The following is a 22643-nucleotide window of genomic DNA, read 5'->3' as shown; positions in this document are numbered from 1 at the left end:
GCTGTCAGGCGGGTTCGGTGACGTCGGCGACCTGAGCCGACAGCACGCGTACGACGTCATCGGCGTCCGCGGTCACCGCCACCCCGTGTGCACCTGCGCCCAGCGAGATGGGGCGCCCCACTGCCGAGGCGTCGGCGATGACGGGCCAGGCGGTGGTCGAGCCGAACGGCGTGATCGTGCCGCGCTCGTAACCCGTTGCGGCGCGGGCGGTCTCGGCGTCCGGCATCGACAGGCGCTTGACGCCGAGGAGCGCCCGCAGCTTGGGCCACGAGATCTGTCGGTCTCCCGGGACGAGCACCAGTAGGTAGTCGTCGTCGGCCCGGCGGACGACGAGCGTCTTGACGATGTCGCGCGGCTCGACGCCACGGGCGGCAGCCGCTTCTTCGAGCGAGCCCACCGGTCCGTGCCGCGTGATCGTGTGCTCAATGCCCGACGCGGTCAGCGCTGCGGCGGCTCGCTCTTCACCGGAAGTGGTCATGCAGGCCAGCCTAGGATCACGCGTCGACGTGGCTGGGCAGAACCGGTGTCGGGTCACCGGGGTCTGCGCAGCCGGTGGCCCGTGTCTCGGATCTGAGACGTACGCCGGTGCTGGCCTGTCGCGTACGACGCCGTCCTGCGGTGTGATGGGCGGGTGAGTGCGCTGAGCGAGTTCGACCGGATGTGGGCCGAGATCCTGCCTGTGGGCCGCGACGGCGGCACGGGCGGCTATCGGCGGTTCGCGTGGACGCGCGACGACCACACCCTGCGCGAGTGGTTCGCCGGCGAGTGCACCCGCCGCGGGCTCGACCTGACGCTCGACCGCATGGGCAACCAGTGGGCCTGGCGGGGCGACCCCGACAGCACTCCCGGCGTCGTCATCGGCTCACACCTCGACTCCGTGCCCGACGGAGGCGCGTACGACGGACCGCTCGGTGTCGTGAGCGCGCTCGCCGTGATCGACGCGTTGCGAGCCAACGGGTTCGAGCCGTCCGTGCCGCTGGGCGTCGTCAACTTCGTCGACGAGGAGGGCGCCCGGTTCGGAGTGGCCTGCGCAGGGTCGCGCGTCATCACCGGCGCGATGACGTCCGAGCGTGCGCTCGGTCTCAAGGACTCCGACGGCCTGACGATGGGTGAGGCGCTGTCTGCTGCCGGGCGCTCGACCGACATCGGGCGTGACGACGAGACGCTGCGCCGGATCGGCACCTTCGTCGAGCTGCACGTCGAGCAGGGTCGGGCTCTCGCCGACCTCGACCCGGCGACCTCGGCCGTCGCCGTGGGCACCGACATCTGGCCGCACGGCCGGTGGCGCCTCGACTTCGCCGGCGAGGCCAACCACGCCGGCACGACCCGCCTGGAGGACCGCCAGGACGCCATGCTCGGCTACGCCCAGACCGTCCTCGCCGCGAGAACCGTTGCGCAGCAACGCGGTTGCGTCGCCACGATGGGCAAGGTCGTCGTCGACCCCAACGGTGTCAACGCGATCCCGTCCCAGGTGACCGGATGGCTCGACGCACGCGGTCCGGTCGAGGACGACGTACGCGGTGCCGTCTCCGACCTCACCGCCCAGGTCGAAGAGCTGGGCGGCACGATGCGCGAGGAGTCGTGGACCGGCACCACGACCTTCGACCCCGCTCTGGCGCAACGGATGCGAGGGCTGCTCGGCGGCGAGGCGCCGATGCTCGGCACGGGCGCCGGCCACGACGCGGGCATCCTCGCCAACGCCGGCGTCTCGACCGGCATGCTCTACGTCCGCAATCCCACGGGCGTGTCGCACTCGCCCGAGGAGTTCGCGGAGGCCGACGACTGCCACCGCGGCGTCGAGGCGCTCGCGACCGTGGTCGAAGGGCTCGCCTCGTGACGGCGTACTGGGCCGAAAGTGCCCTGCTGCCAGACGGACTCGCGTCATCGGTGCGTTTCGACATCGAAGACGGCTACTTCACCGCCATCACGCCCGACCAGTCGCAGGGCAACGCGCAGCGCCTCCCCGGCGTCGTCATCCCGGGCCTGGCCAACTGCCACAGCCACGCGTTCCACCGAGCCCTGCGAGGTCGTACTCATCACGGCGGTGGCACGTTCTGGACGTGGCGCGAGGGGATGTACTCCGTTGCGGCACAGCTGGATCCGGACAGCTACCTCGCGCTGGCGCGCGCGACGTACGCCGAGATGGCGCTCGCCGGAGTCACCTCCGTGGGCGAGTTCCACTACGTGCACCACCAGCCCGACGGCACGCCGTACGACGACCCCAACGCGATGGGCGAGGCGCTGCGGCAGGCCGCCCGCGAGGCCGGCGTACGCCTGACTCTGCTCGACACCTGTTATCTCGCAGGCGGACTCGGCGCCGACGGGCATGAGCCGTTGTCCGAGCAGCAGCGCCGCTTCGGCGACGGTGACGCCGAGGCGTGGGCGTCGCGGGTGGCGGCCTTCGAGCCGGACGCGAACACCGTTGTGGGCGCTGCGATTCACTCGGTGAGGGCCGTGCCGCGAGACCAGATCAGCACCGTCGTCGCGGCTGCCGAGGGGCGGCCGTCACACGCGCACCTGTCCGAGCAGCCCGCCGAGAACGACGCCTGTCTCGCCGCCTACGGTCTGACGCCCACAGCCCTGCTCGACGCCGAAGGCGCCCTGGGTGAGATGACGAGCGTGGTGCACGCCACGCACCTCACCGACGACGACGTACGCCGGCTCGGCGACTCCTCGTCCACGGCGTGCTTCTGCCCGACGACCGAGCGCGACCTCGCCGACGGCATCGGGCCGGCGCGGGCCCTGCTCGACGCAGGCGCCGGGCTCTCGCTCGGCTCGGACCAGCACGCCGTCATCGACCTGATCGAGGAGGCGCGGGCCCTGGAGATGCACGAGCGGCTGGCGACGGGGGAGCGCGGCCGGTTCACGCCGACCCAGCTGCTCGACGCGGCGACCGCGCACGCCTCGATCGGGTGGCCCGAGGCCGGGCGCATCGAGACCGGCCGGCGTGCCGACCTCGTGGCGGTGCGCACCAGCACGCGTCGTACGTCCGGCTCGGCACCCGACCAGATCCTGCTGAGCGCGACCGCCGAGGACGTCGACACCGTGATCCGCGACGGTCAGGTCGTCGTCGAGCGCGGCCAGCATCGTCTCGGCGACGTCGGTCGCCTGCTGTCCGAAGCCATCGACCCCCTGTGGAGGAACGCATGACCGCCACTCTCGTCACCGGGATCGCCGAGCTCGTCACCCATGACGAGGCGTACGACGGCCCGCTCGGCATCGTCCGCGACGCCGCCATCGTCGCCACCGATGGCCAGGTCAGCTGGGTCGGCCCGGCGAGCGACGCGCCCGACGCTGACAGGCGCGTCGACGTCGAAGGTCGTTGTGTCGTACCAGGATTCGTCGACAGCCACTCCCACCTGGTGTTCGCCGGAGACCGGTCGGCTGAGTTCGCCGCGCGCATGACGGGAGAGCCGTACGACGGTGGCGGCATCGCGGTCTCGGTCGAGGCCACGCGCGCTGCCAGCGACGACGAGCTGCGCGCCCTTCTGCGCACACGCGTCGCCGAGATGCGCGCCCAGGGCACGACGACGGTCGAGATCAAGAGCGGCTACGGCCTGGACGTCGCCCACGAGGAACGTGCTCTGCGCATCGCACGCGAGTTCACCGATGAGACAACGTTTCTCGGCGCGCACGTGGTGCCACCCGAGGCGCGCGGCGACCGGTCGGCGTACGTCGACCTCGTCGTCGGCGACATGCTCGAAGCCTGCAAGCCGTACGCGCGCTGGGTCGACGTGTTCTGCGAGCCGCACAGCCCGCACGCGTTCACCGAGGACGAGGCGCGCCGCGTGCTCACAGCGGGCCGCGACGGCGGGCTCGAGCTGCGCGTGCACGGCAACCAGCTCGGGCACGGACCGGGCGTTGCGCTGGCGGTCGAGCTCGGCGCGGCGAGCGTTGACCACTGCACCTACCTGTCCGACGACGACGTCGAGGCACTCGCCAGCAGCGAGACCGTCGCGACCCTGCTGCCGGGCGTGGAGTTCTCGACGCGCTCGCCCTACCCGTCCGGCCGCCGCCTCATCGACGCCGGTGCCACGGTCGCGCTCGCGACCGACTGCAACCCGGGCACCTGCTACTCCAGCTCGATCGTGCTGATGATCGCCCTGGCCGTGCGCGAGATGGGCATGACGCCCGAGGAGGCCCTGACCGCGGTCACGCTCGGCAGTGCCCGGTCGCTGCGACGTGACGACATCGGCCACCTGCGGGTCGGCGCACGGGCCGACCTCACCGTGCTCGACGCACCGTCGTACCTGCACATCCCCTACCGCCCCGGCGTCCCCCTCGCCCGCGCCCTCGACCTCTGAGCCAGTTCCCTCACCGCGAAATCTGTCTGTCCGGCAGTGCATGGAGTGCCGACCAGTCGAGATGCGTGGGAGGTTGCAGCGAAGTCTGTCTGTCCGGCAGTGCATGGAGCGCCGACCAGTCGAGATTCGTACGAGGCCGGACCGTGGTCGTACGCAGGATCAGACCGCGGTCGGACGCCGGCTGGCCCGGACGTGCCTACGCTGATCCGGTGAACATCGAGAGCCGCTACGACGTCCTGCGCCGGCGACCTCGCCTGCTGGACGGGCTGGTCGTCGGCGGCCTCATGGTGTTCACCGTCTTCACGATGGCGTTCGCGTCGTGGTGGCTGGTGCTGCTGAGCGCCGCGATGGTCGGGCCGCTGTGGTGGCGCCGCACCCACCCGCTCGCGTGCGCCCTGGTGCTGGCCGTCGTGTGCGTCCTGCGCCTGGCCGTGCACCGCGAGATGCTGCCCGCCGACATCGCCCCGCTGTTCGCGATCTACGCGACCGCGGCGTACGGCGAACGCCGGTCGGTGTGCCTCACCGGTCTCGGTCTCGGCCTGCTCGGCGCGGCCCTCGGCACGGCCCGCTGGGCGGTCACGCCCGCCCAGGACGACCTCAGCGGCAAGATCACGGCGGTCGGGTTCAGCATGGTCGGGCTGACCCTGGTGGTGCTGGCGACCTGGTTCCTCGGTGACGTGCTGCGCACCCGCCGGGCCGTGCTCGACCAGCTGCAGGCGCAGAACGCCGCGCTCGAACGAGACCAGGAGCAGCGTGCTGCCCTCGCTGCGAAGGACGAGCGCACCCGCATCGCCCGCGAGATGCACGACATCGTCGCCCACTCGTTGTCGGTCGTCGTGGTGCAGGCCGACGGTGGTGCGTACGCCGCCCGGTCCGGCTCGCGGTCACCGCAGGACGCCGTCGACGCGGCAGCGACCACGTTGGAGACGATCGGGGCGACGGCCCGCGAGGCCCTCGCCGAGACCCGCCGTCTCGTCGGGGTGCTGCGCGCACCGGACACCGAGCTCGAGCTCGCGCCGCAGGCCGGCCTCGACGAGATCGTCGGCGTCGTCGAACGCACCTCCACCGCAGGCGTGCCGACGTCGCTGCAGACGATCGGTGCGACCGGTGACGTGTCCCGTGAGGTCGGGCTGGCGGCGTACCGCGTCGTGCAGGAGTCCCTCACCAACGTGATGAAGCACGCGGGGCAGGGGGCGTCGGCCAGTGTGCGGATCGAACGCACAGCCGACGCGCTCACGGTCACGGTCACCGACGACGGTCTGGGGACGGCCGCTCGCGACGACGGTGACGGCAACGGCATCGCGGGCATGCGCGAACGCGTCGCCGTCTATGGCGGATCGCTCGAGGCCAGGCCGCGCGCAGTGCGCGGATTCGTCGTGACCGCAACGATTCCCGTCGCAGACTCACCCGCCACCAGCACCCCCGTCACTGCGAGGAGCAGCGCATGACCGACGACACGATCGGAGTCTTCCTCGTCGACGACCAGCAGCTCGTCCGGGCCGGGTTCCGGATGGTGCTCGACGCCGAGCCCGGTATGGAGGTCGTCGGCGAGGCCGGTGACGGGCAGGAGGCCGTCGACAGCCTCGCGCTCAGCCGCGCCGACGTCGTCCTGATGGACGTCCGGATGCCGCGCCTCGACGGCGTCGAGGCCACCCGCCGCATCTGTGCTCGGCCGGATGCGCCGGCGGTGGTCGTCCTCACGACGTTCGACCTCGACGAGTACGCCTTCGCCGCGCTCAAGGCAGGCGCTGCCGGCTTCCTGCTCAAGGACGCCGGCCCCGCCGACCTGCTCGCGGCCATCCGCACCGTCCACCGGGGTGACTCGGTCGTGGCGCCGTCGACCACCCGGCGGCTGATCGACCGGTTCGCCGAGCACCTCCCGGACGACGGCCAGGACACGCCGCCCGCCGACGAACGGCTGGGCAGCCTCACCGACCGCGAGCGTGAGGTGCTGATCGCGGTGGGGCAGGGCATGTCCAACGCCGAGATCGCAGCGGCCCTCTTCGTCGCCGAGGCCACGGTCAAGACCCACATCGGGCGGGTGCTCGCCAAGCTCGGCCTGCGCGACCGCGTGCAGATGGTGGTGCTGGCGTACGAGACCGGTCTCGTCCGCGTCAGCGGCTGAGCCGGCGCTGGCCGCACCGGGTCTCGATACGCCTCCGGCTACTCGACCAGCGGTGATGTCGAGACTCGTACGTGAGTGCCGGCCCCCGCTGGGTGAGCCAGGCTGCCCGCGGTGTCCGACGATCCGACTTCGGTCGCGCGGCCGCGACCATGGATCAGACCCAGGTCGTACGCCGGGTCGGGCCTGCGGGCTGACGACCCGAACCCCTGCTGATTCCTACCGTCGAGTGGACGAATTGCCCACGGAGACAACGGAAAGCAGCCATGATCCCCACCAGCCAGACGGTCCGCACGAGTGCGGCCTCAGCAACAGACCTGCACAAGTCTTACGGCGAGGGCCGCGCTCGCGTCGCCGCTCTCGACGGCGTCACGGTCGACTTCGAGGCGCGCCGGCTCACCGCGATCATGGGCCCGTCCGGCTCGGGCAAGTCGACCCTGATGCACTGCCTCGCGGGTCTCGACCGACCCACGTCGGGAGGCGTGCGCATCGGCGACACCGACATCACCTCGCTCACCGACACCGAGCTGACACTGGTCCGCCGCGAGCAGGTCGGGTTCGTCTTCCAGGCGTTCAACCTGCTGCCCACGCTGACCGCCGGTCAGAACATCCTGCTGCCGCTCAAGCTGTCGCGCACCAAGCCCGACCCTGAGTGGACCGATCTCGTGCTGCGCACCCTCGGCCTGCAGGATCGTCTCGACCACCGCCCGCACGAGCTCTCCGGCGGCCAGCAGCAGCGGGTCGCCGTGGCGCGGGCGCTGGTCATGCGGCCGCGGGTGATCTTCGCCGACGAGCCGACCGGCGCCCTCGACTCCGTGCGCGGTGCACAGCTGCTCGACTTCCTGCAGCGCAGCGTGCACGAGCTCGGCCAGTCGGTCGTGATGGTCACGCACGACCCGGTCGCGGCGTCGTACGCCGACCGCGTCGTCCTGCTCGCCGATGGTCGGCTCTCGGGCGAGATCGCCCACCCGAGCGTCGACTCCGTCCTCGCGGCGCTGCGCGGTCTGGGGGTCTGACGTGCTGTCACTCACCCTCGCGGGCCTGCGCTCGCACAGCCGCCGGATGATCTCGGCCGGCCTGGCGATCGTGCTGGGTGTCGCGTTCGTCGCGGCGACGCTCGTGCTCAGCAGCACGATGCAGGCCTCCACCGAGAAGTCGATCACTGCCGACCTCGGCAGCCATGCCGCGGTCGTCACCGCGCCCGACCACGGCGTCGTACGTGCCGACGCGCTCTACACGATCCGCGCCACGACCGGAGTCACGGCCGTGTCGCCGACCTCGACCGCGTTCGTCCGGATCGGCGCGCCGGCGCGGTTCGCGGACGTGAGCACAGCGGGCGGCTCGGGTACGGGCACCGTCGCGCAGGGCCGTCTGCCCCGACGTGCCGGCGAGGTCGCCGTCTCGGAGACGGCCGCGAGAAGCCATGACTTCCAGGTGGGTTCGCGCACCACGGTCGTCGGTGCCGGCGGGGAAGGAGACAGTGAGAGCGTCCGCACGCGCACGACCGCGGTCACCGTCGTCGGCGTCATCGACCAGTCCGATGCATCCCAGCGTGCGGCGATCCTTGCGACCAACGCCGACATCGAGTCCTGGCGCGGCTCAACAGGATTCGACCGCGTCGTGGTCGACGGCCCGGACTCGGTGGTGAGTGCGCTGAGCGCCACGCTCGGGTCGGCGTACGACGTGCGCTCGGGCGCCGACCAGGCCGAGGTGGACGTCGACGACGTGCTCGGCGATGCCAACATCCTGACCACGATGCTGCTCGGGTTCGCCGCGGTCGCGCTGTTCGTGGCCGCGATGGTCATCGGCAACACGTTCAGCATCCTGCTCGCCCAGCGCACCCGTGAGATGGCACTGCTGCGGTGCGTGGGCGCGACACGCTCTCAGGTGCGCCGGACCGTGCTGGCCGAGTCGGTCGGCCTCGGTCTCATTGCATCGATCGTCGGTGTGGCGGCCGGCATCGGGCTGGCACGTGCTGCGACGGCGGGCATCAACTCCACCGACTCGATGACCCGGATCGACGGGCTCGCCGTGAGCCCACGGGCGCTGGTCGTGCCGCTGGTGGTCGGGCTGGTCGTGACGGTGGTCGCCGCGGTGCGTCCTGCGTACAAGGCGACCCGGGTGGCCCCGCTCGTGGCGCTGCGTCCCGAGGCGCCGGTGGTCGTCAAGGGCAGGGCCGGACGCGTGCGCCTGGCCGTCGCGGGGCTGCTCACCGCGCTCGGCGCGGCGCTGATGGTCGCGGGCGTGGCGCTCCCGACAGCGGTCGCCGCCGTCGCGGGCGCCATGGTGTCGTTCCTCGGCGTGATGATGCTCGCGCCGGTTGTGGTGCCGGCGTTCGCCCGGCTGCTCGGCCGGCCGCTCGCACGTCTGGCCGGTACGCCGGGAGAGCTCGCCGCCGACAACGTCGCGCGCAACACCCGGCGGACGGCCGCCACGTCGACGGCTCTGCTCGTGGGCGTCGCCCTGATCAGCGCGATGACCGTCGCTGCCGGCACCGGCCGGGCCACCGTCGAGAAGGAGCTCGACCGCCGTTCGCCCGTCGACGTGACCGTCGCATCCGCGTCCGAGCGGCTGCCGGGCGGCGTACGAGACGCCGTCGCGCGGGTCGACGGGGTCGCGGCCACCGCCACGGTCACCCAGGCGAACGTCCGCGTCGGCGGCAGCGCCCGCACGGTCGTCGCCGTCGACCCGACGGCCGCCGCGAGTGTGCTCCGCAACGACGACACGGTGAGCGGCCTGCGGTCCGGGGTGATCGTCGTACCGGAGAGCATCGCGACCGGGCTGCACGTCAAGGACGGCTCGCAGCTGCGGGTCGGCGATCTGTCGCTGCGCGTCGAGACCGACGGGCGCGACGGGTCGTTGCTGATGACGACCTCCGACCTGCGGCAGGTGGCTCCGCACGCACCGGTCGCCGAGGTGTGGTCGCGCATCGCGGACGGCGCCGACGCCGACCGGGTCATGGGCGACATCGGTGCTGCGACCAAGGAGTACGACGGCCTGAGCGTCGACGGCGGCGCCACTCAGCGGCTCGAGCTGCAGAAGCAGACGGACGTGATCCTGCTGATCGTGACCGGCCTCCTCGCGGTCGCCGTGCTGATCGCACTCGTCGGTGTCGCCAACACCCTCGGGCTCTCCGTGCTCGAACGCACCCGCGAGTCGGCCCTGCTGCGAGCGCTCGGACTGACCCGGCGGCAGCTGCGGCTGACCGTGCTGTGGGAGGCGCTGCTCGTCGGCGGTGCCGGGGCGCTCGGTGGGGTGGCGCTCGGGCTCGTCTACGGGATGGCCGGCTCCCTGGCTCTGCTGCGGGAGCTCACCGACGAGACGGTGCCGGCGTTCTCGTGGAGCACGCTGGCCCTGGTCGCGGTCGGAGCGGCGCTCGCGGGCGTCCTGGCCTCGGTGCTGCCGGCGCGGCGGGCGGCGCGCATCGCGCCGGCGTCCGGCCTGGCCTCCGACTGAGGCGGTCGTCCTGGGCCTGCTCGTGCCACAGCGCAGGCCCAGGACGATTCACCGTCGTGGAGGGCCGCCCACGCCAGACCGCGGCCACAGCGGTCCGGCGCAGGGCGGCAAGAGCGTCATCCGTCCCCACAGTGGCGCTCTGCCTCCATACGGGGAGACGACGTACTCCAGGAGGTCTGTCGCGGGTTTCGAGAATTTTTTTTGAAACTTTCTTCGCCGTACCCTGGGCGCGGCCCACGGCGAGCACCAGCGCCGGGTCAGACCACCTTCGACCCACACGCGAGGACTCCCCGGATGGCTCAGACCGCTGACCTGGAGCCGGTGCCTGACCTGCCCGAGGGTGACCCCGAGAGCGATCAGGTCCTGCTGGACGCGGTGCGTTCCGGCGACCGCGGCGCCTTCGGCCAGCTGTGGGCTCGGCACGCCGACAGCGCTCGCCGGCTCGCTGCCAGCATCGCCCCGTCTCGCGATGTGGACGACCTCGTCAGCGAGAGCTTCACCCGCGTCCTGCGCGCGATCGACGGTGGCGGCGGTCCGACGACGGCCTTCCGCCCCTACCTCCTCAGCACGATCCGCCGCGTCGCCATCGACACCGGCCGCACCTACAGCAACCGCGTGCGGCTCACCGACGACGAGGACGAGCTCGACCTGCCGACGCTCATCACGCCGTCCGAGAAGGTCGTCGACCGCGAGGAGCAGCAGGTCGTCTGGTCGGCCTGGAAGTCGCTGCCCGAGGAGACCCAGACCCTCCTGTGGCACCTCTGCGTCGAGGACGAGACGCCCGCTCAGCTCGCGCCCGTGCTCGGCACGACCGCCAACGGCGTCTCCTCACGGGCCAAGCGCGCCAAGGAGCGGCTGCGACAGGCGTTCTTGTCCGAGTACGCCGCCGGCGGTGCCGCGGCCGCCACCAGTGAGGAGTGCCAGGACGTACGCCGACAGCTCGGCGCCCACGTGCGTGACGGCCTCTCCAGCCGTGACCAGGCGGCCGTACGCGCTCACCTCGACGGCTGTGACTCCTGCGGTGTCGCACTGCTCGCCGTCACCGACACCAACGCCGCGATGCGCGTGCTCATCCTTCCGCTCGTCGTGGGCGGCACCACCATCGGTGTGAAGTACCTCGCGGCGGGCACCGCAGCCAAGGGTGCAGCCGCCGTCGTCGGTGCCGGCGCGGCTGCCGGTGGAGGCTGGGCCTGGTGGCCGATCCCGGGTCTGACCAGCCCCGGCAAGGTCGCCGCCGCCGGAGCCGGCGCGGTCGCCGCTGCAGGTATCGCTGCCGCGGCGTTCGCGATGTCCGGTGACAGCGATGCACCGGCCCGCGCCGCCCAGCAGCCGGCCCCGCCCGCGGCATCGGCGCCCGCGCGCCCTGCCCCGGCTGCTCCGAAGGCCGCAGCTCCGAAACCTGTGCCCGAGGCACCGTCCGCTCCTTCCGCGCCTGCGGCGCCGAAGGCCCCGGCCGCGAAGGCTCCGGCGCCTCCTGAGGCGTCGGCGACCTCGCCGGCCTCTCTGCCGTAGGTCTCCCGCCAGGTGCCGAAGCCCGCGCCGCCCGCGGCCGGTCCCGTCGTCGTACCCCCGCCGGCGCCGCAGCCGCCACCCGCGCCCGAGCCTCCGGCCCCGACGCCGCCACCCGCGCCCGAGCCGCCGGCTCCGACGCCGGAGCCGTCCGCACCTGAGCCTCCGGCGCCGACATCGACGCCCACGGCTGAGCCGACGACGCCCGAGCCGCCGGCTCCGACGTCGCCTGAGCCGATGTCGCCGCCGTCGCAGGAGCCGACGAAGCCGCGGCCAACGCACCCCACGCACCCCACGACGCCGTCGTCCTCGTCGAGCACGCCTCCGACGACGCCGCCGCCCTCGACCGAGCCGACCGCACCTGCGCCGACCGCGGCCACGCGGCAGCTCACCTTCGACCCGACCGTGCTGATGCCCTACGACGCGCAGCTGAGGGCCACGGCCGGCTGGGAGATCACCTCGGTGGTCGACTCCTCGGGCGAGGAGCACATCGAGCAGGCCCGGTCGACGTTCAAGGGCCGCCTGCCCAGCGGCAGCGTCGACGTCACCGTGCGCCACGACCGGGCGACCGAACGGGGCACGCTGACGACGCGCTTCACGTTGCCCGACGCCGACTGGCTCGACCTGCCGGGCACGGGCACGTACGACCTCGCCACCGACTGATCTGCAGCTGCCACAGACGCCTCAGGCGCCCTCCCGGGGTGGGGAGGGCGCCTGAGGCGTTGCTGGGCCGGCTCGATCAGCCCTTGACGAAGTCGTAGGACACCTTGTCGCCGTCGACCTTGGTGACCTTGGCGTCGAACTTCTGCTTGGTGCCGTCGACCTCGATGTCGCAGTCGGACTTGGCGCCGACCTCGGCCTTGAGGTCGTCGTGGCACTCGACCTTGCCGTACTTGTGGTCGGGGGCCTTCTGCTGCAGCACCGACTTCAGCTGCTTCTCGACCTGGCCGTTGTCGACCTCCTTGGAGCAGCCGGCGAGACCGAGGACGAGAACTGAGCCCGCCGCGACTGCGGCGAGCGAACGGCGTGCACTGGACATGAGGCTTCCTCCGGGTAGGGGTCTGCTGGTCCGCATCGTACGCACGGGCCTACAGGTCGGCGAGCATCACGACCGGTCGCTCCACCGAATCCGCCACCAGACGCAGGAATCCGCCCGCCGAGCCGCCGTCGCAGGCGCGGTGGTCGAAGGTCAGCCCGAGCTGGGTGACCTTGCGCAGCGCGAGCTCGCCGTCGTGGGCCCACGGACGGTCGATGATGCGGCCGACACCGAGCATCGCGACCTCCGGGTGGTTGATGATCGGTGTCGATCCGTCGACCCCGAACACGCCGTAGTTGTTGAGCGTGAACGTGCTGCCGGTCAGCTGCGCCGGGGTCAGCTCGCCGGCGCGCGCCTGGGCGGTGAGGTCGCGCAGGGCGGTGGCCACCTCGGTGGTCGAGAGCTGGTCGGCGTCCTTGACGACAGGTACGACGAGCCCGCGCGGTGACTGCGCCGCGAAGCCCAGGTGCACGGCCCGGTGCCGCACGATCTCCTGCGCCTCGCCGTCGATCGTCGCGTTGAGCTCGGGGAACTGCTTCAGCGCGGCGATCGTGATGCGGGCCATCAGCGCGAGGACCCCGATGCCTGCGTCCGGGCGCGCAGTCTTGAGCGCGTCCTTGGCGGCGACCAGCTCGGTGGCGTCGGCGTCGACCCAGGTGGTGGCGTCGGGGATCTCGCGCCGGCTCTGCGTCACCTTGTCGGCGATCGTACGACGGATGCCGGTCAGCGGAATCCGTTCAGTACCAACGGGATCGCTGGTCGAGTAAGCCGGAGCGCCAGCGGAGGCCGTATCGAGACCCGGCGACGTCACGGGAGACCCGGCCACGCTCGTACGCGCAGCGGCCTCGACGTCGGCCCGCCTGACGACCGCGCCGTCACGGGCAGCCGGCAGCGCCGCCAGGTTGATCCCGTGCTCGCGCGCGAGCCGCCGCACGATCGGCGAGATCACCCGCACGTGGGCAGCAGAAGCGGACGGTCGTGAGGTCGCCGACATCGGCGCACCACCAGCAGGGCGTACGACGCGGCGGCGTCTCGTCCTCGTCGTCGCGCCGCCCGTGCCGTAGCCGATGAGGACGGCTCCGGAGCCCTCGTCGGCGGGAGCCGTGGCGCCGGCCATCTCCTCCTCGCGGTACTGACGCTCACCTGCGAGAACCGTTGCTTCCGAATCGGATCCGGCGCCCACGGTCACCAGCGGCGAACCCACGGCAACCGTCTCACCGACGGCGCCGTGTAGCGTCTCGACCCGGCCGGCGTACGGGCACGGCACGTCGACGGTCGCCTTGGCGGTCTCGACCGTGACGACGGTCTGGTCGACGGCGACCTCGTCGCCCTCGGCCACGTGCCACTCGACGATCTCGGCCTCGGTCAGCCCCTCACCCAGGTCGGGCAGGTTGAACACCCCGCTCATGCCGGAGCCCCAGCGTGCGACAGATCCGGCACGTCGTCCCACTGCAGACGCGCGATCGCGTCGAGGATGCGCTCGACCCCGGGCAGGTAGGCGTGCTCGAGCTTCGGTGCGGGATAAGGGATGTCGAGCCCGCTGACCCGCAGCACGGGTGCTTCCAGCGAGTGGAAGCAGCGCTCGCTCACGCGCGACGCCACCTCGCCCGCGACCCCTGCGAAGGACTGGGCCTCGGACACGACCACGCACCGGCCGGTGCGGCGTACGGACTCGACCACCGTGTCGTCGTCGAACGGGACGATGGTGCGCAGGTCGATGACCTCGACGCTGCAGCCCTCGCTCTCGGCGGCCTCGGCCGCCTTGAGGGCGGTCGGCACGGACGGACCGTAAGTGACGAGCGTGACGTCAGTTCCCTTGCGCCGCACCGCAGCTCGACCGAACGGCTCGGTCGTGACCGGCAGCTCGAGCTCGGCCTTGGACCAGTAGAGGACCTTCGGCTCCATGAAGATCACCGGGTCGGGGTCGGCGATCGCCTCGCGCAGCAGGCTGTACGCGTCGGCCGGGTTGGAGGGTGTGACCACCTTGAGGCCCGGGGTGTGTGCGTAGTAGCCCTCGCTGGAGTCGCAGTGGTGCTCGACGCCGCCGATGCCACCGGCGTACGGCACACGGATGACCATCGGCAGGTTGACCTTGCCGCCCGTGCGGTTGCGGGTCTTGGCGACGTGCGAGGTGATCTGCTCGAACGCCGGGTAGGCGAACGCGTCGAACTGCATCTCGACAACGGGCCGAAAACCGGTGAGACACATACCGATGGCGAACCCGACGATCCCCGACTCGGCCAGCGGCGTGTCGAAGCAGCGGTCCTCGCCGAACTCGGCGGTGAGGCCGTCGGTGATGCGGAAGACGCCGCCGAGCGTGCCGACGTCCTCGCCGAACATCAGCACGTCGTCGTCCTCGGCGATCGCGTCGCGCAGGGCCCGGTTGAGGGCGTTGCCCATGGTGATCGTCATGACTGTGCCTCGGCTTCCAGCTCGGCGGCGACCATCGCCCGCTGCTCGCGCAGCTGTGGCGTCGGCTCGGCAAAGACGTTGTCGAACAACGACATCGGCTCGACGGTCGGTTCGGAGTTCATGCGGTCGCGCAGGTCGGCAGCGCGCTCCTCGGCCTCCTGCTCGGCGTCGCGGATGCCCGCCTCGTCGAGGTGACCGTTGACGGTGAGCCAGGTCTGCAGCCGCGACAGCGGGTCCTTCGCCAGCCAGGCGGACACCTCGTCGGAGGTGCGGTAGCGCGACGCGTCGTCGGCATTGGTGTGCGCATCCATGCGATAGGTGTGCGCCTCGATCAGGAACGGCCCGTTGCCCGCACGCGCGTGCGCGACGGCAGCGTCCATGACGGCGAGCACGGCGGCCGGGTCGTTGCCGTCGATCTGCTCGGAGCGGACGCCGTATCCAATTCCCTTGTACGCCAACGCCGGAGCCTTCGACTGCTTCGCGAGCGGCACCGAGATGGCGTACTTGTTGTTCTGGACGAAGAAGATCACCGGTGCGCTGAACACGGCGGCGAAGTTGAGGGCCTCGTGGAAGTCGCCCTCGCTGGTGGCGCCGTCACCGATGAAGGCGAGCGCGACCGCATCGGTGCCTCGGCGCTTCTCGCCGTACGCCGCACCGGCTGCGTGGATCAGCTGCGTCGACAGGGGAGTGCACTGCGGGGCGGTCTTGTGCGCCTTGGGGTCGTAGCCGCAGTGCGCGTCGCCGCGCAGCAGCGTGAGCGTCTCGACCGGGTCGATGCCGCGGGTGAACAGCGCCATCGACTCGCGGTACGTCGGGAACATCCAGTCGCGCTCGGTGATCGCCTGCACGGCGCCGACCTGGCAGGCCTCCTGGCCGCGCGAGCTGGGATAGACCGCGAGCCGGCCCTGCTTGGTGAGGGCGGTCGACTGCACGTCGAGGCGGCGGCCGATCACCATGCCGCGCCAGGCCGCGAGCAGGCGCTCAGCACTGGGCACGTCGTAGTGGTGCGCGTCCTGCGGCTGCTGCACGAGCAGGCCGTCCGGGTCGAGCAGCTGGACCGGTCGGGGAGAGGGCAGCAGGTCAGCGGCCACACCTCCCGGCGCGAGTGTGGTCTCCATCACGTCATCGTCCCTCTCCTGGGCCTGTTGGCTCAATCGAGCGGCCGAACGCAAGGCATACTGCTCGGCATGGCCGAACCTCAGAGCCGATCGTCTCGATCTGCCGGTACGAGCGCCGCTCCGGCTGGACAGGCGGCCACGCCCGGTCCGGCGCGTCCGCTCGACGATGCCGACCGCCGCCTCGTGGCCGAGCTCGTGGCCGATGCACGGCTGTCCGTACGCACCCTCGCCGAGCGCCTGCACATCAGCCGCGCCAACGCGTACGCCCGCCTGGAGCGCCTTCAGCGGACGGGCGTGATCACCGGGTTCACCGCACGTTTCGCCCCCGAGCGTGCGGGGCTGGCCACGACGGCGTACGTGTCGGTCAACATCGAGCAGAACACCTGGCGTTCGGTGTCGGCCGAGCTCGCCGAGCTGCCCTACGTCGAGTCGATCGCGCTGCTGGCCTCCGAGTTCGACGTGCTCGTGCTCGTGCATGCGCCTGACAACGCCACCCTGCGCACGCTCGTGCTCGAACGGGTTCAGGCGATTCCCGGTGTCATCGCGACGCGAACGTGGTTGGCGTTCGAGGAGATTCGCGGCAAAGGACCGTTCGCGACGGCGTGACGAGCCATACCGTTCAGGGCGAATGGTGGTCGCCGTGGACTTGTGCCCTACGGGTTAGGAGGGCCTAACATGCCCGACATGACTTCGGACGCTCTCGACCCGCGCCTGGTCGAGATCGCTCATGCGTGCTTCGACTTCGCGCGCCAGGGCGACGCCGACCGGCTGGCCGCCTACGTCGACCAGGGCGTGCCCGTCGACCTCACCGACGCGGCCGGCAACACGCTGCTGATGCTCGCGGCCTATCACGGCCAGACCGCCGCGGTGACGGTGCTGCTCGAGCGCGGCGCCGACGTCAACCGGCTCAACGACCGCGGCCAGTCACCGCTCGCGGGCGCGGTGTTCAAGGGCGAGGACACCATCGTGTTCCTGCTGATGGACGCCGGCGCCGACGTCGAGGCGGGCTCGCCGTCGGCCAAGGAGACCGCCGAGATGTTCGGCCGCGGAGACCTCACCACCCGCTGACGCGTCGACGCCACCCTGTCTGGTGACGAGACTCCCGACGGATGGTGGGGTACTGGTCGGCGGGCAGGGGCGCGCTGGCAATGTCCAGGAGGCCGGAACGAGGTCCACAGCCCGACCGGAGCAGGCGCCCTGTCCACAGGGTTCGGGTCGGCAGTGGGCAGCCGACCCTCGACCGCCGCACGATCGGGGGCATGGCGACCTTCGACGCAACCACCCTCCAGCTCTGCGGCGACCTCCGACGCACCGGCATCGAGCCGACGAGGGCGCTCGACCCGACCGGCGCCGCGTCCTACGTGAGCGTGGGCCACGGCGTCTGCATGCCGGCGACACGATGGCACGGAATGGACGACCGTGACCGACATCGCGCGCTGGTCCACGCGCACGCACTCGGCGACCGCGCGGACGAGCGTCCGGTGTTCGCGCACGAGTCGGCAGCCGCGCTCTGGGGTCTGCCTCTGCTGAACGCCTGGCCCGAGCAGGTGCACACGGTCGTCCCCGCCCGCAGCAGGCGCAAGAGCTCGACCCGTGTGCGTCGCCACCACACGACCCGGCTCGGCGCTGTCGAACGAGACGGGCTGCAGGTCACACCGGCGGCACGCACGGTCGTCGATGTGGCTCGTACGACCGATCTCGCTGCGGGCCTGGTGTGCGCGGACGCCGCCCTTCGGCGCTCGCTGTGCAGCCGACAGGATCTGGAGGCAGAGGTGGCCGCACTGCCGCCGCGGCTGCGTGGGCGTCGGGTCGCCAAGCTGGTGGTGGCGCTCGCCGACCCCTTGAGCGAGTCAGCCGGCGAGAGCCTGAGCCGCGCGCAGATGTTCCTGCTGCGGCTGCCTCGTCCACACCTGCAGGTCGAGTACGCCGACGCCGACGGCTTCATCGGTCGCACGGACTTCGGGTGGGACGGGCTGGTCGGGGAGTTCGACGGCAAGGTGAAGTACCGCGTCGACGGTCTCGACGGCAAGGCCGCCGCTGAGGTGCTGTGGCGCGAGAAGAGGCGTGAGGACCGGCTGCGTCGTCAGGTGCGCGGGGTCGCTCGATGGGTCTGGTGCGATGCGCGCGACCGGGCCCGGCTGCTCACGGTCCTCACCGCGGCCGGACTCCGCCAGGAGGCTCGTTCGACGTGGCTGGACTGACCGAGAGTGTGACTGGACTGACTCGAAAGTCCTGCACATCGACGACGCCACCCTGCGCGGTGACCAGATCCCCGACGGATGCCGGGGATCTCGTCAGCCGGCCGGGTGGCGTCGACGAGAAGGGGCGGTCTCGGTCAGGAGGCCTTGCTGGTCGCCTGCAGGGACGGCGGGAGCTGACCGGTCGTCTTGGTCCAGACCTTCGCGGCCTGCTTGTTGGCCGCCATCTTGGCCAGGCCCATGATCGCGCCGGAGACGACCGCGAACGTGACCGCCTCCTTCCACTGGACATCGGGGTCAGCGGGGTTCTGCGGGGGCTGGCCGCCCATCGTGGCCTTCCAGGTGCCGTCCGTCGCGGCCTTGGCCACCCTGGAGGCCACCAGGCCCGAACCGATCGCGACAACCTTCCACAACGCGTTGCCCATGGGGCGACACCTTCTTCCTCGTCCGTACGCCGGTCGCGGGGTCGCGCGGCTGGGCCGTGCGAACGTCCACCGCTCGTCTCGGGTCGAGCCTGCCACGTCGCGACGTGTACCGTCGACCCGAGACGACAGGGGAGCGCGAGTGCGCTGAGAGTGCGGCCCCGCCGCAGACCCTCGAACCTGATCCGGTTAGGACCGGTGGAGGAAGTCGAGTCACTCCCTCGTTCGCCCCATCCCGGGGCAGCGAGACCCCTCCTTGAGGTTGAAGGAGGACGTCCGATGCGTCGTACGACGACGACCCTGGCCGCAGTGTGCGCGGCCGCCATCACGATGACCGGCTGCTCGCTGAGCAACGGTGACGACCAGACCCCGGCGAGCGACACGGCCCAGAGTGCGGCCGAGTCGGGCGCGGGCGCGAGCACCACGAGCGCCGGCGCGGCGTCGACGCCGGCGAACAAGACCGTCACGCTGATCACGCACGACTCGTTCGCAGCGCCCAAGCCGCTGCTCGCGCAGTTCACGAAGGAGACCGGCTACACCGTCAAGGTGCTCCCGAGCGGCGATGCCGGCCAGGTCGCCAACAAGCTGGTGCTGACCAAGGGGTCGCCCGTCGGTGACGCGGTGTTCGGCATCGACAACACGTTCGCCTCGCGCGTCGTCGACGAGGGCGTGCTCCAGACCTACACCCCGAAGGCGCCCGCCAAGGGCTCCGACCAGTACGCCCTCAAGGACGGCAAGGGTCAGCTGACGCCGGTCGACTACGGCCACACCTGCTTCAACGTCGACACCACCTGGTTCGCCAAGAAGGGCCTCGCCGAGCCGAAGACGTTCGACGACCTGACCAAGCCGGCGTACAAGAACCTGATGGTCGCCCCGGGCGCGCCGACCTCCTCGCCGGGGCTGGCGATGCTGCTCGCGACGATCGGGGCCAAGGGCGAGAACGGCTGGCAGGCCTACTGGAAGGCGCTCACCGCCAACGGCCTCAAGCTCACCAGCGGCTGGGAGGACGCCTACAACGTCGACTTCACCCAGGGTGAGGGCAAGGGCAGCCGACCGATCGTCTGGTCGTACGACACCTCGCCCGCCTTCACCGTCGCCGGCGGCAAGTCGACCACCAAGGCCCTGCTCGACACGTGCTTCCGCCAGGTCGAGTACTCCGGCGTGCTCAAGGGCGCCAAGAACCCCGATGGCGCCAAGGCGCTGGTCGACTGGATGCAGGGCAAGGCGTTCCAGGAGGCGCTGCCGCCCAACATGTACGTCTTCCCCGTCGCCTCCGACGCGGCGATCCCGGCTGACTGGCAGAAGTTCGCCCAGCGACCCACCAAGCCGTTCGCCGTCGACCCGGCCACCATCGCCGCCAAGCGCCAGACGTGGCTCACCCAGTGGCAGGACATCACCTCGAAGTGACACGACGCCGAGATACGCCGACCGCCTGGGTCCTCGCGGGCCTCGCGCTGGTGCCGCTCGCGTTCCTCGCGGTGTTCTTCGTGCTGCCTGTCGCCGGCATGGTCGGTCGGGGCCTGCATCCCGAGGGTCAGTGGGCGCTGGCCGATGTGTTCGACGTGCTCGGTCGCGGCCGCATCCGACGCGTGCTGTGGTTCACCCTCTGGTCGGCGGGTGTCGCGACGGCGATCACCGTCGCGGTCGGCGTGCCCGCGGCGTACGTGCTGCACCGGCTGTCCTTCCCCGGTCAACGACTCGTGCGGGCGCTGGTCGTCATGCCGTTCGTGCTGCCGACGGTCGTGGTCGGCGTGGCGTTCCGCACGCTGCTCGGGCCGTCAGGACCGTTGGGGTTCTTGGGTTCTGACGGCTCGTGGCAGGCGATCCTCGCGGCCCTGGTGTTCTTCAACATCGCCGTCGTCGTGCGCACGGTCGGCGGCATGTGGGAGAGCCTCGACTCCCGCGCCGAGGAGTCGGCGGCGGCCCTCGGCGCGAGTCCGGCGGCCGTGTTCCGCACGGTCACGCTGCCCGCGCTCACGCCGGCGATCGTCTCGGCCGCGACGGTCGTGTTCCTTTTCTGCTCAACGGCTTTCGGTGTCGTGCTGACCCTGGGCGGGCTGCGCTACAGCACGGTCGAGACCGAGATCTACCTGCTGACGACCAACTTCCTCGACCTCCAGGCGGCGGCTGTGCTCAGCCTCCTGCAGCTGGTCGCGGTCCTCGCCCTGCTGGTGATCACCGAGATGACCCGCAACCGGCGCGACCGTGCCGTGACGCGCACCGGCGTACGCCGACCGCAGCGTCCTGGTCGTGGCGACCTCGGCCCCGCCGCGATCACCGCAGCCGCGGTGGTCTTCGTGCTCGCACCCATCGTCACGCTGGTGCTGCGATCGTTGCAGGACGACGGTGAGTGGAGTCTGGCCAACTATCGCCGTCTCGCCTCGCCGCCCGACAGCGACGCCGTGCTGGTGCCCGTGACCGAGGCCATCACCAACTCGTGGCGCACGGCCGTCGACGCCACCCTGCTCGCGATGGTGCTCGGCGTGATCGTGGCGACGATCGTGTCCAGGCGTCCCTCGACCCGACGCGGACGTCGCGGCCTGGCCGTGCTCGACGGCGTGTTCATGCTGCCCCTCGGGATCTCAGCAGTGACAGTCGGATTCGGCTTCCTGATCACCCTCGACCGGCCTCCGCTCGACCTGCGTTCGTCGCCGGTCCTGGTGCCGATCGCGCAGTCGATGGTGGCGCTGCCGCTCGTCGTCCGCACCCTGACGCCCGTCCTGCGCTCGATCGACCCGCGTCAGCGTGAGGCCGCCGCCACGCTCGGCGCGCCGCCGTGGCGAGCCTGGCTCAGCGTCGAGCTGCCCGTCGTGTGGCGGCCCCTGCTGGCGGCCACGGGGTTCGCGATGGCGGTGTCGTTGGGTGAGTTCGGGGCCACGAGCTTTCTGGCGCGCCCCGAGCGGCCGACGCTCCCGGTGGTGATCTACCAGCTGATCGGGCGTCCCACGGCCGACAGCTTCGGCACCGCCCTGGCCGCGTCGGTGGTGCTCGCGGTGATCACGGTCGTCATCATGGGACTCGTGGAACGACTGCGCGTGGGTTCGTGGGGCAGCTTCTGATGGGCGAGGGTCTCGAGATCGACCATGTCTCAGTGCGGTTCGGCGAGACGAGCGCCGTCGACGACGTGAGCCTCACGGTGCCGCAGGGTCAGGTGCTCGCCGTCCTCGGCCCGTCCGGCTGCGGCAAGTCGACCTTGCTGCGGGTCGTCGCCGGCCTCCAACGGCCCGACCGCGGCACGGTGTCGTACGACGGCCGCGACGTCACCGGCGTACCCACGCATCGCCGTGGGTTCGCGCTGATGTTCCAGGACGGCCAGCTGTTCGGCCACCTCGACGTCGCTGGCAATGTCGCGTATTCGCTGAAACGGCAGGGTGTTTCGCGTGGAGAGACCCACGCCCGGGTCGACGAGCTGCTCGATCTGGTCGGGCTGCCCGGTCTCGGTGACCGTCGTCCGGCGACGCTCTCCGGCGGGCAGCAGCAGCGCGTGGCTCTGGCCCGAGCGCTCGCCGGTCGCCCCAGGCTCCTGCTGCTCGACGAGCCCCTCTCGTCGCTCGATCGGTCGTTGCGCGACCGGCTCGGAGCCGACCTGCGCCGCATCCTCGCCGACTCGGGCACCACCGCCCTGCTCGTCACGCACGACCACGACGAGGCGTTCACGATGGCCGACCACATGGCCGTGATGCGTGCGGGCCAGGTCGTCCAGACCGGTCCGACCGCACAGGTCTGGCGCCGGCCCGCTGACCCCGACGTCGCCGAGTTCCTCGGCTACACCACCCTCCTCGAGGGTGCGCCCGCCGACCGCCTCGTCCCCGGTGCCGCCCGGGTCGCACTGCGGCCGCAGGCGTGGCGGGTCGACCCCGCGGGTGCGTACGTCGCGACGGTCCTCAGCGCCGCGCGGACGGCCGACGGCGTACGCCTGCGGGTGGCCGTCGAGGGCGTGGGCGAGGTCGACGCCGTCGGCGCGCTCGAGCAGGTGCCGGACGCAGACGACCGGGTCCGGCTGGTGCCGGACCCGGTCGGGATGGCCGTGCTCCCCGCAGGCTGAGCGCCGCAGGTTGAGCGCCCG

General features: G+C 71.5%; 22 protein-coding genes and 1 riboswitch. Of the genes, 16 read left to right on the top strand and 6 right to left on the bottom strand.

What is annotated here, in order from left to right:
• Positions 1-4: 4 nt before the first annotated feature.
• Positions 5-478 (bottom strand): aminoacyl-tRNA deacylase, encoded by a 474-nt coding sequence (locus tag VV01_RS16965; RefSeq protein WP_050670923.1) that lies wholly within the window; start codon positions 476-478, stop codon positions 5-7.
• A gap of 180 nt (positions 479-658) precedes the next feature.
• Here VV01_RS16965 and VV01_RS16960 point away from each other — a divergent pair, with 180 nt between their 5' ends.
• The 10 genes from VV01_RS16960 to VV01_RS16920 all read left to right on the top strand — a co-directional run bounded on the left by VV01_RS16960 (position 659) and on the right by VV01_RS16920 (position 12054).
• The gene (locus tag VV01_RS16960) at positions 659-1837 is read left to right on the top strand and encodes an allantoate amidohydrolase (RefSeq protein WP_050671992.1); all 1179 of its coding nucleotides are present in this window, start codon (positions 659-661) and stop codon (positions 1835-1837) included.
• On the top strand, positions 1834-3150 hold the full coding sequence (locus VV01_RS16955; protein WP_050670922.1) for a formimidoylglutamate deiminase: 1317 nt from the start codon (positions 1834-1836) through the stop codon (positions 3148-3150). The genes VV01_RS16960 and VV01_RS16955 overlap by 4 nt, the downstream gene beginning before the upstream one ends.
• Positions 3147-4304, top strand: a complete 1158-nt coding sequence (gene hutI, locus VV01_RS16950; RefSeq protein WP_050670921.1) for an imidazolonepropionase — start codon at positions 3147-3149, stop codon at positions 4302-4304. The genes VV01_RS16955 and hutI overlap by 4 nt, the downstream gene beginning before the upstream one ends.
• Before the next feature lie 209 nt (positions 4305-4513).
• The gene (locus VV01_RS16945; protein WP_157508895.1) at positions 4514-5752 is read left to right on the top strand and encodes a sensor histidine kinase; all 1239 of its coding nucleotides are present in this window, start codon (positions 4514-4516) and stop codon (positions 5750-5752) included.
• The gene (locus VV01_RS16940) at positions 5749-6429 is read left to right on the top strand and encodes a response regulator transcription factor (protein ID WP_050670919.1); all 681 of its coding nucleotides are present in this window, start codon (positions 5749-5751) and stop codon (positions 6427-6429) included. Before VV01_RS16945 ends, VV01_RS16940 begins: the two co-directional genes overlap by 4 nt.
• Positions 6430-6500: 71 nt before the next feature.
• Positions 6501-6623: a hypothetical protein gene (locus tag VV01_RS24685; protein WP_269431135.1), complete on the top strand. Its 123-nt coding sequence runs from the start codon at positions 6501-6503 to the stop codon at positions 6621-6623.
• Between the two features lie 69 nt (positions 6624-6692).
• Entirely contained in the window at positions 6693-7442 is a 750-nt protein-coding gene (locus VV01_RS16935; protein WP_050670918.1) for an ABC transporter ATP-binding protein, read from the top strand.
• 1 nt (position 7443) lies between these two features.
• Entirely contained in the window at positions 7444-9882 is a 2439-nt protein-coding gene (locus tag VV01_RS16930) for an FtsX-like permease family protein (RefSeq protein ID WP_050670917.1), read from the top strand.
• Between the two features lie 294 nt (positions 9883-10176).
• Complete coding sequence (locus VV01_RS24955) at positions 10177-11394, top strand: sigma-70 family RNA polymerase sigma factor (protein WP_050670916.1); 1218 nt, start codon at positions 10177-10179, stop codon at positions 11392-11394.
• 234 nt (positions 11395-11628) lie between these two features.
• On the top strand, positions 11629-12054 hold the full coding sequence (locus VV01_RS16920; RefSeq protein WP_050670915.1) for a hypothetical protein: 426 nt from the start codon (positions 11629-11631) through the stop codon (positions 12052-12054).
• A 76-nt stretch (positions 12055-12130) separates the two neighbouring features.
• Here VV01_RS16920 and VV01_RS16915 read toward each other — a convergent pair whose 3' ends face one another.
• Genes VV01_RS16915 through pdhA form a run of 4 tightly spaced genes read right to left on the bottom strand, consistent with a single transcriptional unit; the run spans position 12131 to position 15957 of the window.
• The gene (locus VV01_RS16915) at positions 12131-12430 is read right to left on the bottom strand and encodes a DUF4333 domain-containing protein (protein ID WP_050670914.1); all 300 of its coding nucleotides are present in this window, start codon (positions 12428-12430) and stop codon (positions 12131-12133) included.
• 49 nt (positions 12431-12479) lie between these two features.
• On the bottom strand, positions 12480-13835 hold the full coding sequence (locus VV01_RS16910; protein ID WP_050670913.1) for a dihydrolipoamide acetyltransferase family protein: 1356 nt from the start codon (positions 13833-13835) through the stop codon (positions 12480-12482).
• Entirely contained in the window at positions 13832-14839 is a 1008-nt protein-coding gene (locus VV01_RS16905) for an alpha-ketoacid dehydrogenase subunit beta (protein WP_050670912.1), read from the bottom strand. The genes VV01_RS16910 and VV01_RS16905 overlap by 4 nt, the downstream gene beginning before the upstream one ends.
• Positions 14836-15957 carry a pyruvate dehydrogenase (acetyl-transferring) E1 component subunit alpha gene (gene pdhA, locus VV01_RS16900; protein ID WP_050670911.1) on the bottom strand — a complete coding sequence of 374 codons (1122 nt, stop codon included), beginning with the start codon at positions 15955-15957 and terminating at the stop codon, positions 14836-14838. Before pdhA ends, VV01_RS16905 begins: the two co-directional genes overlap by 4 nt.
• A gap of 69 nt (positions 15958-16026) precedes the next feature.
• Here pdhA and VV01_RS16895 point away from each other — a divergent pair, with 69 nt between their 5' ends.
• The 3 genes from VV01_RS16895 (at position 16027) to VV01_RS16885 (ending at position 18158) form a co-directional block, all read left to right on the top strand.
• Positions 16027-16563, top strand: coding sequence for an Lrp/AsnC family transcriptional regulator (locus VV01_RS16895; RefSeq protein WP_050670910.1), 537 nt, complete (start codon positions 16027-16029; stop codon positions 16561-16563).
• A gap of 78 nt (positions 16564-16641) precedes the next feature.
• Positions 16642-17025 carry an ankyrin repeat domain-containing protein gene (locus tag VV01_RS16890; RefSeq protein ID WP_050671991.1) on the top strand — a complete coding sequence of 128 codons (384 nt, stop codon included), beginning with the start codon at positions 16642-16644 and terminating at the stop codon, positions 17023-17025.
• A 191-nt stretch (positions 17026-17216) separates the two neighbouring features.
• Positions 17217-18158 (top strand): hypothetical protein, encoded by a 942-nt coding sequence (locus tag VV01_RS16885; protein WP_050670909.1) that lies wholly within the window; start codon positions 17217-17219, stop codon positions 18156-18158.
• A gap of 134 nt (positions 18159-18292) precedes the next feature.
• Here VV01_RS16885 and VV01_RS16880 read toward each other — a convergent pair whose 3' ends face one another.
• Positions 18293-18580, bottom strand: a complete 288-nt coding sequence (locus VV01_RS16880) for a DUF4235 domain-containing protein (protein ID WP_050670908.1) — start codon at positions 18578-18580, stop codon at positions 18293-18295.
• A 117-nt stretch (positions 18581-18697) separates the two neighbouring features.
• Positions 18698-18801, top strand: a riboswitch (TPP riboswitch).
• 55 nt (positions 18802-18856) lie between these two features.
• On the opposite strand from VV01_RS16880, the gene VV01_RS16875 reads away from it, so the two are divergent.
• From VV01_RS16875 to VV01_RS16865, 3 genes are read left to right on the top strand one after another with little or no spacing between them, the layout of a single operon-like run.
• Entirely contained in the window at positions 18857-19984 is a 1128-nt protein-coding gene (locus tag VV01_RS16875; protein WP_050670907.1) for a thiamine ABC transporter substrate-binding protein, read from the top strand.
• Positions 19981-21636 carry an ABC transporter permease gene (locus tag VV01_RS16870; RefSeq protein WP_050670906.1) on the top strand — a complete coding sequence of 552 codons (1656 nt, stop codon included), beginning with the start codon at positions 19981-19983 and terminating at the stop codon, positions 21634-21636. The genes VV01_RS16875 and VV01_RS16870 overlap by 4 nt, the downstream gene beginning before the upstream one ends.
• Positions 21621-22622, top strand: a complete 1002-nt coding sequence (locus VV01_RS16865) for an ABC transporter ATP-binding protein (RefSeq protein WP_331456461.1) — start codon at positions 21621-21623, stop codon at positions 22620-22622. The genes VV01_RS16870 and VV01_RS16865 overlap by 16 nt, the downstream gene beginning before the upstream one ends.
• The last annotated feature ends 21 nt before the right edge of the window (positions 22623-22643 follow it).

It is taken from the genome of Luteipulveratus halotolerans (assembly GCF_001247745.1).
Taxonomy (GTDB): domain Bacteria; phylum Actinomycetota; class Actinomycetes; order Actinomycetales; family Dermatophilaceae; genus Luteipulveratus; species Luteipulveratus halotolerans.
Note: the sequence above shows the minus strand (reverse complement) of the source record. Positions and strands in the feature narration are given on the sequence as shown.